Genomic DNA, 15,319 nt, shown 5'->3' with positions numbered 1-15,319 from the left:
TATGAAAGGCCTTTCCCACTGTAGGCTGGAGGTCTGGCTCGCGTCTTGAAGCATCCAACCAGCAGAAAACGAACAAAAAATATACAGAGAACCCAAAATCACAGCCCATTGGGAATTTAACTATGGCTAAAAGAAAAAAGGAAATAACCGAAGAAGCTAAAGCGAATGCTGAACTCCAAATCAAGGAGCAACAAAAAGAAACAAAGTATGATCTTCGTGATTTCACGATTGATTACATAGTCCAAGAATTCCGTAACGATCTCTTTTTTATTCCTGATTATCAGCGGGAGTTTATTTGGCCGGAAAAGCACAGAGTCGACTTTATAGAGTCTGTTCTTCTAGGCTTACCAATACCCATGATGTTTGTAGCAGATTTAGATGATGGACGCTTAGAAATTGTAGATGGGGCCCAAAGGATTCAAACTTTAGAACAGTTCCGAAATGGCGACCTAACCCTAAAGAGTCTAAAGATACTCACAGCATTGGATGACTTCACTTACTATGATTTATCACCTTCTCAACAAAGAAAATTTAATACAAAAGCTTTAAGAATGGTAATCCTTGAGGACTCCACCTCAGAATCAAGGCGGCAAGAAATTTTCCATCGCATAAATACTGGATCAGTCAAGGCTCGGCCAAGTGAAATCCGAAGAGGAAATTATGACTCTCCATTTTTACAGTTTATTATAGAATGCTCAAAGAATGAAAAATTCATTGAACTATGCCCTGTTAGTAAAGGCCTGGCTAATAGAAGAGAACGAGAAGAGCTTACTTTAAGATTCTTTGCCTACTCCAACTCTTACAAAGAGTTCAAGCATGATGTCGGAAATTTTTTAGACAAGTACCTATCCAAGAATGAAGACAACTTCGATCATGCAACCCTAAAAACAGAGTTCGAAAGAATGGTCGAGTTTGTAGATAGGTATTTTCCCGCTGGCTTTGCAAAAACCAAGAACTCCAAGAGTACTCCTAGAGTACGATTTGAAGCCATTGCAGTTGGGACTAATTTGGCTTTGAGAGAAAACCCACATTTAGTCCCTAAAAATATGAACTGGCTTAATTCTGAGGAATTCCAAAAACATACCACAACCCATGCTAGCAATTCTGGTCCCAAATTGCGGGGGCGAGTCGAATATGTAAAGGAGCAACTCTTAAAGGATTGATCATGGATAGCATTTTAGAAAAATTCGAAGAAAGAACCCAAGAGATCGACGAATACCTAAAACTTATTGAGCTAATTTCAGAACCGGATGCAAGAATTCACAGACAAGGTAAAAGACCAAAGCGAATCGAAAACATTGCCATAAAGACTATGAAGGCTTCATGTTTCTTAATGCTATACAACCTTGTAGAGTCTTCTATCAGAGATTCGCTAGCGACACTTTACGAAAAAATTAACGCAGAAAACCATGACCTAGCTAGCTTTAAAGCTTGTGTAAAAGAGATATGGATTGCACAAAACTTCAGGAAGAAAATCGACCCACTATCAAGTAATCACAGCAGCTACTTGAAACTTGTCAAAGAGATGGTTGGCAACATTTTAGCATCAAACCCAATTTTCCTGGATCCCAAAGAACTTCAAATAAGTGGAAATCTTGACGCCAGAAGAATCAGAGAAATTTTTTTACTACATCAAATACCAACCAAAGTCCACTACCGAGCCGTCGATGGAGGAGAACTAAAGACGGTCAAAGATAAAAGGAATTCTTTAGCCCATGGAAATATAGGCTTTGCAGATTGCGGCCAGGAATACTCGATTCAAGATATCATAAGAATCAAGAAGCAAACTGTAGTTTATTTAAGAAGCTCATTAAAAAACGTGAAGAAGTACTTAGAAAGAACACAATATGCAGCATGAGATATTTTTAGACAAATATGAAGCGCTTAGCTGGATAAAAAATCCAAAGCTTACCCCTTCACGTAAACCAAAAAGAGAAATTAGATTTATTGATTTGTTCGCAGGATGCGGAGGTCTATCCTATGGAATACATCAATCATCACTAAAGAATAAATCAAAATCTATATGCGCACTAGCTATTGATTCAAATAAAGCCCCGCTCAAAGTTTATGAAGAAAACATTCCCCATGAAAAAAACTCGATAATAAATAAAAATATTCTCGATATTATCAACATTGAATGCAAGTCCGGATTAACCGAAAATGAGCGGACACTTCAAAAGAAAGTTGGAAAAATTGATATATTAGTTGGAGGACCACCCTGTCAAGGCCATTCGAACCTAAACAATTCAACAAGAAGAAAAGACCCCAGAAACAACCTCTATTTGGCCTGCTTAAGAGCTGTAGATATATTCAATCCAAATCTAATAATTATTGAAAATGTACCAACTGTCGTGCATTCAACTGAGGGGGTAGTTCAAACCACGGAAGAGAATCTAAAAAAGATTGGCTATCACGTAAAACACCTTAATGTTAACTTTCTAGATTTGGGAATCCCCCAGTCTAGAAAACGCCATGTTTTAGTTGCGTCAAAAAATAAAGAATTTTGCGAATCTTTAACGCCAACTAACAAACGAATACAAATCCCAACTCTAGAAGATTTCATCTCAGATATAGAACCAGAAAATTCCATGATGTTCCAAACAGGGAAGTTATCGAAAGATAATATTGAACGTGTCAAATTTCTATTTGAGAACAATCTTTACGATTTACCAAATGAGTTAAGGCCCTCATGTCATAAAGATAAGACGCACTCATACAAATCGTCATATGGAAGACTAAAATACGACAAACCAGCACAAACGCTTACCTCAGGTTATGGATCCATGGGACAAGGAAGATACATACATCCTACTGAAAGAAGAACAATAAATTCACGTGAAGCAGCTAGAATTCAAGGTTTTCCTGATTCTTTTAGCTTCTCAAAAGTGTCTTTAATCACTGAGCTTAGGCAGATGATCGCAAACTCTGTACCACCTCAGTTAACGTACACTATATGCAACCACTTCTTTAACCATTCCTGAGGGGATGGAGAGAGAATAATAATTGGGGCTAGAGTAAGATTTTACCGTAGAATTATTTAGCAAAAACAGTTATTAGTTTTAGTTCCGATCGCATTTGCTCTCAATCAAACTAGGGAAATTGCCATTGAAAAAGACAAAAATAGCTATTAACTGCCTAAAAAATTTAGACCTCAAGGCTTTACTCTGACTCAGCTTATTTACAAGTTGATTGTTGCGCCAATATTACCCCACAACTCTTATTGGATAGTGGATTCTAAGATAAAATTCCGAATTCATCGAAGAATTAAGGATGAGCAGTATGGGCAAGAAAAAGGACAAAAAGAAAGTTTTTATAAATCAGCTAAAAATTTTAGAGAACTTAGAAGATAAAATTAACAAGCTAATAGTCGAACATAGAAAACTAAGTGGAAGTCACCTTGGTATTGTCTTTCGCACCGTGATCGACCCAAATGAACCGACTTTATATAAGCAAGGCCACCATGGAAAAGGGGAGATTTTTGAGGGTGTTCGCGAGTGTGATTACAAAATTTCCAAATCAGACCCGAATTGGGTACTGGCAAGCCCTGAGCATGGACTATCTTTTTCCGCCACAATGAAGCACGCCGTAAACACAATGAAGTTCCTGGGAGGGTTTCAAAAGAAAGGGACAAAAATAAATTGTGCTTATTGGATATTGGAAAATAACGAAGCAATTCCAAAAGATATGGAATTCGTTCAAGACCCAGACAACCCTGAACACTATTTGCTCACCATTACAAAAGATATGAAAATTTCCGACTTGGTATTTAAATTAAAATGGATTGCACAAAGAATGACTACAATAGATGATTTATCTTTAGAGGCATACAAAGATGCTTGAATTTAATGAAAACACAAAGAACGCTCAAACATTGGCTGTATATTATGCCAAAAAAGTAGGCAACCAATTGCTGATTGATTTTATGGCATCTTTGAAAGATGTCACCTCTCCGGAAGAGGCAAAGGCTGTTATTGACGGTTTTTGGGAAATGACTGACATGGCAATAGACGACAACAGCAACGGAAAAACCATAGAAGGTATTTCTGATATTGAATTTTGGATGCACAAACTTTTCAATAAGGTTTACGGCTATATGGTAAGAAATGGGTTTGAGGACCATTGGAACCTCGCTGCTGACCAACGATAATTCGTTACCGAGAACTACGAAAGCATAGCCCTAAATCCTGGTGGGCCTTATGCCTAGTGGAAGTTTCCGGGATGTATCCTGAGAATACATCCCCGCAGGTTTTGCCGCGAGATCCTTCTCTCTGATAGTTCCGGGAATTTCCTTCGGATTAAACAGATCTACGAATCCCCGCCACCTGCACCTCAGCATTGGCCCTGCGCGCCGCCGCGGCAACTTCTTTACTCACAATCGTCTTACCAATCGGCCACAGGGCAATGCCGGCCAGTTTCAGATGCTGGATTCCGAACGGAATCCCGATAATGGTGATAAAGCAGCACAGCGCACTGCACAGATGCCCAAGCGCCAACCACAGGCCGCCGAATACAAACCAGATAATATTGCCAAGTACACCGAGACCGCTGGTGCCTATATCCTCCTGGTTCGACAACTCCTCACGGCTGATCGCCTCGCGGCCAAATGGCAGGAAGGTGAATTGCCCTATCACAAAGCAGGCCTTGGCCCAGGGAATGCCGACGATCGTGATTGCGGCGATTATCCCGGCCAGCCACCACATCAACCCCATAAACACACCGCCCAGGATAAACCATAAAAAGTTGCCAATAGCGCGCATATATTTCTCCCTTTTCCCTCTCGTTCTCCAGTCAATGTTTCATTCCTGCTGTCTATTCTGACGGTATGGCGAGCACTCCTACAAGACCTTCGGTGCCCGCTCCCAGAATCAGGTCTTCCCCCGCAGCCAGGGTATAAAACCCCTCCCCCGGCAGTAGCTGCCAGTTGTCGCCATCGTCGAATGAGATATCACTGGCTGTCTTGCCGCTGGCGACACAAATGCTGTCAGCACAGGCCATGGCCGTGCGCAGGCCGCGTTGGCCGTTATCTGCGCTCTGCCACCCATTGCCGGTGAGCGTGGCCAGGTTGTTGTATTTACCCGGTCTGTCCCGATAGTCTCCGCCCATCACAAAGACTTGGCCGCGCCGGTTCAGCGCCAGTGCGTAGCCACCGGCTGTCTGGGTCTGCCGATGCAGGTTTACCGGGCTACGTCGCCAGCTCTGGCCGGAGTCTTCGCTGGAGTAGACCGAGGCCTGAAGCCCGCCAGTGGTAAACCAGGCGCTGCCTTTTGGACCGGTGATCAGGGTATTGCCGCTGGCGGCGAAGGCGGCTTCGTTGGGAATTAACGGTGGAATTTTGTCTTTCGCGATACGCGTCCAGGTACGGCCGCCGTCCTTTGTCACCATGACCACATAGTAGCCATCCACCGGGTCTCCCAGCAGCAGGCCGTGGTTGCGGTTCCAGAAGGCGATAGAGTCGAAGAAGCCGTCCTCGTCAGGGTTTTCATACAGCAACTGCCAGGACTTGCCGCCGTCTTCGGTCAGGTAGAGCCGCGACTGTGGCCCGCTGCCAACACCCATCACCATGGCTGTCTTGTCGTCAAACAGGGCGATATCGCGGAAATCGGTTACCGGCTCCTGTTTTACGGAAACATCCCGCCAGCTTTTGCCATTGTCCGTGCTCTTGAAGACGGTATTGTCCGTGCCGCTGACCCAAAGGCTGTGCGGCCCTACGGCGCTGCCGCGCAGGGAGGCGCGCTTTTCCAGCTGTATCGTCTGCCATTTGGGCAGCTCGGCGGCGCTGGTGGCACAGGAAAGGAATAACAGGAGAAAGAGGATACGGGTCAAGAGGCCAGCCTCCCGCTGGTTGAAGATTCCAGCGCTTATTTACTCGACATCGCAACAGGCAACCCGCTTGTCCTGCGCCCTGCCCTTACACATCAATATGCCCGTAACTTTAAATTCACCAAAGCGTAAAAAGCAAGTCATCACGCCGGGGCATCGTACGCCCGCGACTAATCAGCGCAGTTGAATACAACCATTACCAGGCGCTGACACTTCCGGGCAGGACTACCAATTGATCCGCATTACCAAAGAGATAATCAGGGACATCCCAATGAAAACCGCAAAAACCTATCTGGCTTCCGCCATTTCCCTCGCCACCGCTATGGCCGCCAATCCGCTGTCCGCGCAGGAGACCGATGGCCAGAAGCTGGAGGAAGTCATGGTGCTCGGTACCGGCACAACCTTTAACAGCAGTTCCGTTACCGAGTCGATGATCAGGCAACAGTCCACCATTACCAGCGTCAACGCCCTGATCGACAACCTGCCGGGGGTGTCGGTGAACGAGGGAGATACTTACGGTTTTGATGACTGGTCCACCAATATCACCGTGCGCGGTTTTACCACCAGCCTGGATGAGCAGCAGGTGGGCACCACCATCGACGGCATTCCCAACGGCGGTTCCGCCTACGGCGGCGGTTCCAAGGCCAACCGTTTTGTAGACCCGGCCAATATCGGCGGTGTGGATGTGTCCCAAGGCACTTCCGATATCGCCTCCCGCTCCCACGAGGCGCTGGGCGGCACCATCGACTACAGAACGGACGATCCGCTGGATAACAGCCGCACCCGCGCCGAGGTGTCCCTGGGCGAATTCGATGCGCAGCGCCTGTATTTCCGCTACGACACCGGAACCTTTGCCGGCAATACCAAGGCCTGGATCTCCTATTCCAACCAGGAGGCCACTGATTGGATTACCGAAACCGCAGAGAACGAGCGCGAGCATCTCGCCGCAAAGCTGGTCACCACACTGGATGCGGGCACCATCAAGGCCTACATCTCCTGGGACGATATTCACGAGGACAACTATCAGCGCATCTTTTCCGATGCACAGTTCGAACAGTTTCCGGAAGACGATTTCCTGACCGGCGAGTGGACCGGCATCCCCTATATCGACCAGCTATACCGCCGCGGCTGGTCGACCCTGAGGGAAAACCTGCTGGGCTACGTACAATTTGATGTCGATGTCACCGACAGCCTGAACCTGGAAGGCGGAGTCTATTTCCACACGAATGAAGGTCGCGGGGACTGGGTGCCGCCCTACCTGGTGGACGTCACCGACGACGGCACCGGCGGCCAGTCCGAATTCCTGGGCGGTTCCACCGCTAATAGCGGGGCGAGTACCGGGCGTTTTTACTATGTGGACGCCAGCGGCAATGCACTGACGCCAAACGCCGGTTGCGAATCCGATATCGTAACCATCTACGGCCGGGCCGGCGCCGAATACGATCCGGCCTGCTACCCGGCCGGCGCCATTCCGGTAATGTCCTACCGCCACACCCACTACGAGAAAGAGCGCAGCGGCCTGACCCTGGACTTTACTCACACGGGCGACATCGCCGGTATGCAGAACGAATTGCGCGGCGGCCTCTGGTACGAGGACGCCACCCGCGACGAGCACCGGGATTGGCACAAGATCGCGGATGCGACCCAGGGCCATGGGTTCGATTCCACCCCCTACTGGGTCCAATACAACCGCAGCTACCCGCAGGAAACCACCAAATGGTATCTGCAGGACTCGCTGACCATCGACTCGCTCACCCTGAACCTGGGTGTCAAACAGTTCCTGGTGGACGTATCCCGCGAAGACCTGTTCAACGAGTCTCCCGACGTGACCATCGATTCCGACCCAGACGTATTGCTGTCCGCGGGCTTGGTGTGGGAAACCCCACTGCAAGGCACCGAGGCATTTATCGGCTACGCGGAGAACTTCAAGACAATCGGCGATAATATCCTGGAGCGCCCGGAATCCGACCTCGACAATATCGAGCCGGAAACCTCCGAAACCATCGAGCTGGGCCTGCGCTACGAGGCCGACAGCCTCTCCGCCACCGCCACCTATTTCCAGAACGACTTCGAGAACCGCATCATCTTCCTGGACAACAATACCGAGGCGGGCCCCGACTACCTGGTCGGCACCAACGGCACCTACTTCAATGCGGGCGGTATCGAATCCGACGGCATCGAGCTGTTGCTGAATTACAGTATCAACGAGACGTTTAACGTCTATGCCTCCTACACCATGATTGAGGCCTCTTATCTCGGCACCGGCGACACTGCGGTGGACGAAGCCCTGGGCTTAGTGCCGGGCAACGATGTGATCGGTATCGCCGACCAGCTGTTTGCCATCGGCCTGGACTGGAACTCGGAGATTTTCTACGGCGGCTTCTCCACCAAGTTCACCGGAGACCGCTATGTGGATCTCACCAACACCTGGACGGCGGACTCCTATATGGTGACCGACGCCTACCTGGGCGTGAACCTGTTCGGTGCGGGCGAATACCTGAGCGGCGTCAACCTGAACCTGGTGGTGAACAACCTGTTCGATGAGGACTACCTGGGCACAGTGGTCACCAATGGTGCCTGGATCGGTGCGCCGCGCACCACTTCTCTGTCTGCCACCATCGACTTCTGAGGAGTTTCTGAATAAGTGTCGCCGCAGAAACCGTGTTCGGTGCGCACGGCGCACCCTACGGCTCAGTAAACCCAACTCAGCACATATTCTTTCGCACCCGGCGTCGACTACTAATCGTTTCACCGGAGCCTGCTATGCAGTGGGCTCTTTATCATGTTTACAGTGACATTCACGATCGATCAAAATTTAAACGGCGTTCGCAACCCGTCCCCTTCAGCAAAGACTCCCGCTTTTCCCGGCAATTTCAGCCCCTCTTCCCTGGCTGTAAACGCCCGGATTCCGCATAATTGCCAACCACTCGACAAACAGAACAGATGGCCCGATGTAATGTGGTTTAAGAATCTTCGCGTCTACCGCCTCACCAAAGAATTTGCCCTCACTGCCGAAAAATTGCACGAATTGCTGGAACCCAACACTTTCGCGCCCTGTGGCAGCCAGGACACCGCCCGCTACGGCTGGGTGCCTCCCCTCGGGCGCCACGGCAGCCAGCTGGCGCACAGCGCCAACGGTTACCTGATGGTCTGCGCCAAAAAGCAGGAAAAGGTGATCCCTGCCGCGGTGGTGAATGAAAAGGTGGAAGAGATGGCCCAGGCCATCGCGGACAAGGAGGCCCGCAATGTCGGCCGCAAGGAGCGGCAGAACCTGAAAGACGAGGTGTTGCTGGAGATGCGCCCCAAGGCGTTCGCCCGCTCCCGGCTGCAGTACGCCTATATCGCCCCCAAAGAGGGCTGGCTGGTGGTGGATGCCTCCTCCGCCAAGGCGGCGGAGGAGCTGCTGGAAAACCTACGCGAGGCGATCAGCAGCCTGTCGGTGGTGCCGCTGGCGGCGAAGAATATCCCCCAGCAGACCATGACCCACTGGCTCACCGCACCGGAGGCGCCGCAGCATTTTGAATTCGGCCATGAGTGCGAGCTGCGGGACCCACAGGACAGCGGCAGTGTAATCCGCTGCAAGAACCAGGACCTGTGCGCGGAAGAGATTCACAACCACCTGGTGGCCGGCCTGCAGGTGCACAAGCTGGGTTTGGTCTGGCGCGAGGGCGTCGAGTTTGTGATCGACGACCAGTTGGCGATCAAGCGCCTGAAGTTCGGCGACGAGGTGATGGAGAAAGCCGACAGCGCGGACGCCGGCAATGCGGCCCAGCGTTTCGATATCGAGTTTTCCGTGATGACCGTGGAAATTTCAGCGCTGCTCAAGGACCTGCTGGCGGCATTCGGCGGCGTCAATACGGATACCGCCAGTGTCGAGGAGATAGTGGCCAAGGCCTCGCGGGGCGAAGCGGAGCAGGCTGCGGGCGAGGTCGACGAAGTTGTGTTCTGAGAAATGGTACCAGGTTAAGCCATTTCTTCTTGTAGATTGGGCAACAAAGCATAGTGATGTGCCACCCTACGCCAAATGACAACCGTGATGCGAAGGGCCTGATGCCGGGGGCGTTTTGCGGGACTGCCTGCGAGAGGGACCTCGCAGACAAGCCTACAGGGATGTATTCACGGCGTGTCCCGCAAAACGCCGCCGGTAGCAGGCCCGCCCCAGCCATTTCATCCTACAATCAAACTTCCACCACCGGCCGCCCCGGCTCACTCCACTGCACGTGATATTTTTCCTCCTCCGGGCGGTCCACGCGGGAAAAGGTGTGCGCGCCGAAGAAGTCGCGCTGCCCCTGCAGCAGATTTGCCGGCAAAGATTCCATGCGGAAGGCGTCGTAGTAGCTGAGTGCCGAGGACAGGGCCGGCACCGGGATGCCGAGCAGGCTGGCATCCGCCACCGCGCGACGCCAGTTGTGCTGGTTGAGGGCGATCTGCCCGGCAAAGAAATCATCCAGCAGCAGGTTGGACAGCTTCAGGTCCCGCTCGTAGGCATCGCTGATGGATTGCAGGAAAACCGCGCGAATAATGCAACCGGCGCGCCAGATGCGGGCGATCTCGGCGAAGTTCAGCTGCCAGCCCTGCTCCCGCGCGGCCAGTTTCATCAGGTCGAAGCCCTGGGCGTAAACACAGATCTTGGCGCAGTACAGGGCGTCGTGCAGCTGCTCGATCACCTCTGCCCGGCGCGCCGGCTCCACTGGGGCCACATCCGGGCCCAGCAGTTTCTTCGCCGCCCGCGTGCGCAGCACCTTGCGCGTGGACAGCGAGCGCGCGTAGACCGCTTCGGCGATGCTCGGCGCGGGACAGCCCACTTCCAGGCTGCTCAGCGCGGTCCACAATCCGGTGCCCTTCTGGCCGGCGCGATCGAGAATGACATCCACCAGCGGCTGCTTGGTATCCGTATCCACGGTCGCCAGCACCTCGGCGCTGATATCGATCAGGTAGCTGTTCAGCGGCCCCAGGTTCCATTCGCGAAATACTTTCGCGATCTCCGCCGGGGTCATTTCCAACGCGCTGCGCATCATGTGGTAGGCCTCGCAGATCAGCTGCATATCGGCGTACTCGATACCGTTGTGCACCATCTTCACGTAGTGGCCGGAACCGATGGGGCCAATATAGGCCGCGCAGGGCTCGCCCCCGGAGACCGGCCTGCCGGGCTCGCGGCGCTCGATGGGCCGTCCGCTGTCCGGATCCACCTTGGCGGCGATGGCGTTCAACACCGGCTCGATACGGGTCCAGGCATAGCGGTCGCCGCTGGGCATCAGCGAGGCGCCGAATCGCGCACCGACATCTCCACCGGAGACGGCAGTGGTAAAGAAAATCAGCCGGCCCTTGAAACGCTCACAGCGCTCCACCGAATCGGTCCACAGGCTGTTGCCGGTGTCCACCACGATGTCGTCGGCCTTCAGGCCGGCGTCCAAGAGCTTGTGGCACACGTCGTCCACCGGCGCGCCGGCGGGCACGGAGAGAATGACCAGGTGCGGGGCTTTGATGCGGCCCAGCAGTTCGGTGTAGGAACTGCAGGCCTCCACCCGCGGCGGCCGCTCGCCGCGCTCCCGCGCATCCTGCTCCAGCAGCGCATCGAGCCGGTTGTGGTCCAGGTCGAAGGCACAGACTTTGTAGCCGTTATCCGCCAGGTTCATGATCAGGTTCTTGCCCATCACCCCTGCGCCGATAAAACCGATATCGCACAGTGAATCAGACTCTGCCATGGATCTCTCCGGAAACAGGAAATGGAGGGTTGAAAAAGGCCGCGAAGTATACCAACCGGCGGCAGGGCCCGGGAGACCGGAGCGCCTCCGAACCTGCCCCGGTTGGCCCAAAACCGGGGCAGGCAATGGCGAACCCAGTGCAAAATACCGGCGATGACCCACCTCACGTTATTTGCCGCCGCCAGCGCCCCCGGATTCAACGTTTCACTCCGTCTTCCCAGTCTGAAAAATTTTTGCCGATACAACTTCCACCGCCAGATCGGCTAGAATGCCTGACTCTCGGGACTTTGCAGGTAATCGCCATGAGCTCACTCCAGGACCAACTGCTGAAAGCCGGCCTTGTCGACAAGAAGAAGGCCAAGCAGGTCAGCAAGGAAAAGCGCAAACAGGACAAGGTTGCGAAGAAATCCGCCCAGCCGGTCGTCGATGAAACCAAGGCGGCCGCGGAGCGGGCCCGAGCCGAAAAGGTGGCCCGCGACCGGGCGCTGAATGCCGAGCGCGAGGCCGCGGCGCAACAGAGAGCCATCGCCGCACAGATCAAGCAGATGGTCGCCAACAACAGGCAGCCCAAGGGCAACGGCAATATCGCCTACAACTTTACCTTTGAAAAGAAGATCAAAACCCTCTACGTAACGACTGCCCTACAGGAGCACCTGGTAGCGGGGCGGCTGGTGATCGTCGGGCTGGACGACCAGTTCGAGCTGGTGCCGCGGGTGATCGCCGACAAGATTGCCGAGCGCAACCCCACCGCCGTGGTCCAGCCGCCGGCGGACAGCACACCGGCCGGGGAAGACGACCCCTACGCCGACTATCAGATCCCCGACGACCTGATGTGGTAGCCGGGCTTCCCCGACCAGTCTTGAGAGTGTGAAGCGGTTTTGGGATTATTGGCCGGTGTTGGTCCAGACTGGACCGGCATACAACAAACACCAGAACCGTGACCGTCTATGAAGTCTCTCGCCCGCCTTTTGGTATGCAGCCTGCTGTTGTTGGTCCTGGCCGCCTGTGGCGGCGGCGGGGGCAGCAGCGACAGCAGCCCCCCTCCCAACGAGCAGGGGGACAGCGGCGATGGCAGCAGTGACGACAGCGGCAGTGACGACGGCGGCGACCAGCCCACAGACCCCGGCGATGACGTCGGCGACGACACCGGCAGCACCAACTACCGGATAGCCGGCACCGTAAGGGCCGAACACTTCAGCGACACCGATTCCGACAGCAACGACCCACAGGCGCCAGCCGTCCCCAACAACCAGCCCTCCGAGGCCCAGTTGCTGGGCAACCCGGTGGTGCTGGGCGGGTTTGCCAGCGCCGAGGGCAGCGGCCAGGCGGAACACCGCTTCCAGTCCGAGGGCGACAGCGAAGACTGGTTCAGCCTGTCCCTGTCCGCCGGCCAGAGCATCCGCCTCACCATTCACGGCTTCCAGCCCCTGTCTCCGCTGCAGAACGACCTGGATCTCTACCTCTACCGGCCGGACGACACCGGCAACCCCGTCGAATCCAGCACCGGCGGCATCACCAGCAGCGAATCCTTTCAGGTCCCGGAGAGCGGCGACTATCTGTTAGAGGTTCGCGCGGTAGCAGGCATCAGCGCTTACACCCTGAAGATCGACAGCAACGACGACCGCGGCCTGCTGGCCTCGCCCTCGGTGGGCGACGACTTCGCACCCGGCGAGCTGATCGTTCAGTGGAAACAGCCCCCCACAGGTGCCGCCCTGAACGAGCGGGCGCTGCAACCGGCCGGCAGCCCGGCCCGGGACGGCCGGTTACGCCGCTACCGGCTGGCGGATTCCGCCGAGCCGGGCTCGCCACGGCTGCACCCGGTACAGAAATCACACCCGAATGCGAATGCCCGCACCCTGGCCAAACTGCGCACGCTGATGGAACTTAAGCAACTCCAGGCGGACCCGGCGGTGGACTATGTGGAACCCAACTACCGCTATCACAACCTGCGCGCCCCCAGCGATCCGCTCTATCTGCGCCAGTGGCACTATCGGAATATCCACCTCCCCGAGGCCTGGGATATCACCACCGGCAGCACCGACACCGTGGTCGCCGTACTCGATACCGGTATCTACAAAACGCATCCAGACTTCGAGGGCAAACTGACCCCCGGTTACGACTTTATCAGCGACCCGGAAAGCGCCGGCGACGGCAATGGCATCGACGACGACCCGGAGGACCCGGGCGACCAGGCCCTGCAAAACCGCAGCTCCTGGCACGGCACCCATGTGGCCGGCACTGTCGGTGCACTCACCGACAACACCAGCGGGGTCAGCGGCGCCGGCTGGGACAGCCTGGTGATGCCGCTGCGGGTCCTGGGAATTTCCGGCGGCAGCACCTACGACGTGGCCCAGGCGGTGCGCTACGCCGCGGGCCTCGCCAACGACTCGGGCACGGTACCCGCGCAAAAGGCCGGCGTGATCAATATGAGTTTCGGCGGCTCCGGCTTTTCCCAGACCCTGCAGAACGCCCTCAGCGAGGCCCGCGCGCAAGGTGTTGTCCTGGTGGCCGCGGCCGGCAACGACAGCAGCGACATCCCCATCTATCCGGCGGCCATGGAGGGCGTGATCGCCGTCAGCGCCACCGATTTCAACAACGAACAGGCCCCCTATTCCAACTTCGGCGACTGGGTGGACCTGGCCGCCCCCGGCGGCGACATGTCCGCGGATGCCAATGTCGACGGCTTCAGCGACGGCGTCCTCAGCACCTACGTAAATGAAACGAAAGGAGGAGGCAAACTCTCTCCCAGCTACGCCTCGCTGCAGGGCACCTCCATGGCCAGCCCCCACGCCAGCGGCGTCTTCGCGCTGATGCAAGCCGTCAACCCCCTGCTGACTCCGGACGATATCGACGCGCTGCTGGCCAGTGGCCAACTCACCACCGACCAGGGCGAAGCCGGGCGTGATCCGGCGTACGGTTACGGCCTGCTGGACGCCTACAAGGCGGTGCAGGCAGCGGGGCAGGAACCCGCCGAACCGGTGATCACCGCCGATCCGGAAACCCTGAACTTCTCCGCCACCCTGATCGAACTCGAAGTGGAGATCCACAATATCGGTGCCAAGAGCGCCTCCGTATCCGGCGATCCCCTGCCGGGCGCCACTTGGATCAGCACCGTGGAAGCCGTATCCGTGGACGACAAGGGATTCGGGACCTACAGAGTCAGCGTCGATCGCAGCGATATGACCGACGGCATCTACAACAGCGAAGTGGTCTTCCCCATGAACGGCACGGAGAATTACCACCTGCCGGTTAACCTGCAGGTGCAGATGAGCGGCACCGCCAGCGGCAACTACGCCGGATACCTGTATATCCGGCTCCTTAAGGCCACCGACGAGGATGGCGACGGCATATCCGACTACGAAACCGTGCAGCAACTGGCCAAATCCACCGACAACGGCGAATACACCTTCGAATTCACCGGCGTGGAGCCCGGCAACTATGCCATTGCCGCCGGCTCCGACCTGGACGCCGACGGTACCATCTGCGAAGCCGGAGAGGCTTGTGGCTACTACCCCGCCAGCGGCCAGAAGGACAGCGTCACCGTCGACCGGGACCTGGAAAACCTCAGCCTGATCGCCAGCTACTATAGCGACAGCGACGCAGAAACCAGCGCCAGCAGCACAGGTGGGGAGCAAACCGGCCAGCGCAGGCCCATCGGCAAACTTAAAATCCGGCAAGCTGAATAACCCGAGGCGGCCTTTGGCCGCCCACCAGCGCTTCCCCACCCACCTCCGGCCGCCCGCACCTCGGCCCTCCATCCGAGCACATCACTTGCCATTGCCTTGACATGAATC

12 protein-coding genes are annotated in these 15,319 nt (G+C 54.8%); 9 read left to right on the top strand and 3 right to left on the bottom strand.

The window, feature by feature from the left end:
* Positions 1-122: 122 nt before the first annotated feature.
* From FHS09_RS05700 to FHS09_RS05680, 5 genes are all read left to right on the top strand, one after another.
* The gene (locus FHS09_RS05700) at positions 123-1,163 is read left to right on the top strand and encodes a DUF262 domain-containing protein (RefSeq protein ID WP_183457637.1); all 1,041 of its coding nucleotides are present in this window, start codon (positions 123-125) and stop codon (positions 1,161-1,163) included.
* Positions 1,164-1,165: 2 nt separating this feature from the next.
* Positions 1,166-1,858, top strand: coding sequence for an MAE_28990/MAE_18760 family HEPN-like nuclease (locus FHS09_RS05695; RefSeq protein ID WP_183457635.1), 693 nt, complete (start codon positions 1,166-1,168; stop codon positions 1,856-1,858).
* Positions 1,848-2,981 carry a DNA cytosine methyltransferase gene (locus FHS09_RS05690; protein ID WP_183457633.1) on the top strand — a complete coding sequence of 378 codons (1,134 nt, stop codon included), beginning with the start codon at positions 1,848-1,850 and terminating at the stop codon, positions 2,979-2,981. The genes FHS09_RS05695 and FHS09_RS05690 overlap by 11 nt, the downstream gene beginning before the upstream one ends.
* Before the next feature lie 298 nt (positions 2,982-3,279).
* Entirely contained in the window at positions 3,280-3,840 is a 561-nt protein-coding gene (locus FHS09_RS05685; RefSeq protein WP_183457631.1) for a hypothetical protein, read from the top strand.
* Positions 3,833-4,147 (top strand): hypothetical protein, encoded by a 315-nt coding sequence (locus tag FHS09_RS05680; RefSeq protein ID WP_183457629.1) that lies wholly within the window; start codon positions 3,833-3,835, stop codon positions 4,145-4,147. The genes FHS09_RS05685 and FHS09_RS05680 overlap by 8 nt, the downstream gene beginning before the upstream one ends.
* A 148-nt stretch (positions 4,148-4,295) precedes the next feature.
* Here FHS09_RS05680 and FHS09_RS05675 read toward each other — a convergent pair whose 3' ends face one another.
* Both FHS09_RS05675 and FHS09_RS05670 read right to left on the bottom strand, forming a co-directional pair.
* On the bottom strand, positions 4,296-4,757 hold the full coding sequence (locus FHS09_RS05675) for a YccF domain-containing protein (protein WP_183457627.1): 462 nt from the start codon (positions 4,755-4,757) through the stop codon (positions 4,296-4,298).
* A 52-nt stretch (positions 4,758-4,809) separates the two neighbouring features.
* Positions 4,810-5,823, bottom strand: a complete 1,014-nt coding sequence (locus FHS09_RS05670) for a WD40/YVTN/BNR-like repeat-containing protein (RefSeq protein ID WP_183457625.1) — start codon at positions 5,821-5,823, stop codon at positions 4,810-4,812.
* A gap of 268 nt (positions 5,824-6,091) precedes the next feature.
* On the opposite strand from FHS09_RS05670, the gene FHS09_RS05665 reads away from it, so the two are divergent.
* Positions 6,092-8,449: a TonB-dependent receptor domain-containing protein gene (locus FHS09_RS05665; protein WP_183457623.1), complete on the top strand. Its 2,358-nt coding sequence runs from the start codon at positions 6,092-6,094 to the stop codon at positions 8,447-8,449.
* Between the two features lie 327 nt (positions 8,450-8,776).
* Entirely contained in the window at positions 8,777-9,769 is a 993-nt protein-coding gene (rdgC, locus tag FHS09_RS05660; protein ID WP_183457621.1) for a recombination-associated protein RdgC, read from the top strand.
* 229 nt (positions 9,770-9,998) lie between these two features.
* Here rdgC and gndA read toward each other — a convergent pair whose 3' ends face one another.
* Entirely contained in the window at positions 9,999-11,525 is a 1,527-nt protein-coding gene (gndA, locus tag FHS09_RS05655; RefSeq protein WP_183457619.1) for an NADP-dependent phosphogluconate dehydrogenase, read from the bottom strand.
* Positions 11,526-11,827: 302 nt separating this feature from the next.
* On the opposite strand from gndA, the gene FHS09_RS05650 reads away from it, so the two are divergent.
* Together FHS09_RS05650 and FHS09_RS05645 are read left to right on the top strand one after the other, a co-directional pair.
* Positions 11,828-12,364, top strand: coding sequence for a DUF2058 domain-containing protein (locus FHS09_RS05650; RefSeq protein WP_183457617.1), 537 nt, complete (start codon positions 11,828-11,830; stop codon positions 12,362-12,364).
* Between the two features lie 108 nt (positions 12,365-12,472).
* Positions 12,473-15,211, top strand: coding sequence for a S8 family serine peptidase (locus tag FHS09_RS05645; RefSeq protein WP_183457615.1), 2,739 nt, complete (start codon positions 12,473-12,475; stop codon positions 15,209-15,211).
* Positions 15,212-15,319 lie beyond the last annotated feature (108 nt).

Source organism: Microbulbifer rhizosphaerae (assembly GCF_014191725.1).
GTDB lineage: Bacteria > Pseudomonadota > Gammaproteobacteria > Pseudomonadales > Cellvibrionaceae > Microbulbifer > Microbulbifer rhizosphaerae.
This window is presented reverse-complemented; position numbering and strand designations above follow the sequence as displayed.

Excerpts from the sequence above, each read along its gene's own strand:
- FHS09_RS05690 (WP_183457633.1), top strand. The coding sequence starts at position 1,848 with ATGCAGCATGAGATATTTTTAGACAAATATGAAGCGCTTAGCTGGATA.
- FHS09_RS05645 (WP_183457615.1), top strand. The coding sequence starts at position 12,473 with ATGAAGTCTCTCGCCCGCCTTTTGGTATGCAGCCTGCTGTTGTTGGTC.
- FHS09_RS05685 (WP_183457631.1), top strand. The coding sequence starts at position 3,280 with ATGGGCAAGAAAAAGGACAAAAAGAAAGTTTTTATAAATCAGCTAAAA.
- FHS09_RS05695 (WP_183457635.1), top strand. The coding sequence starts at position 1,166 with ATGGATAGCATTTTAGAAAAATTCGAAGAAAGAACCCAAGAGATCGAC.
- rdgC (WP_183457621.1), top strand. The coding sequence starts at position 8,777 with ATGTGGTTTAAGAATCTTCGCGTCTACCGCCTCACCAAAGAATTTGCC.
- FHS09_RS05650 (WP_183457617.1), top strand. The coding sequence starts at position 11,828 with ATGAGCTCACTCCAGGACCAACTGCTGAAAGCCGGCCTTGTCGACAAG.
- FHS09_RS05700 (WP_183457637.1), top strand. The coding sequence starts at position 123 with ATGGCTAAAAGAAAAAAGGAAATAACCGAAGAAGCTAAAGCGAATGCT.
- FHS09_RS05665 (WP_183457623.1), top strand. The coding sequence starts at position 6,092 with ATGAAAACCGCAAAAACCTATCTGGCTTCCGCCATTTCCCTCGCCACC.
- gndA (WP_183457619.1), bottom strand. The coding sequence starts at position 11,525 with ATGGCAGAGTCTGATTCACTGTGCGATATCGGTTTTATCGGCGCAGGG.
- FHS09_RS05680 (WP_183457629.1), top strand. The coding sequence starts at position 3,833 with ATGCTTGAATTTAATGAAAACACAAAGAACGCTCAAACATTGGCTGTA.
- FHS09_RS05675 (WP_183457627.1), bottom strand. The coding sequence starts at position 4,757 with ATGCGCGCTATTGGCAACTTTTTATGGTTTATCCTGGGCGGTGTGTTT.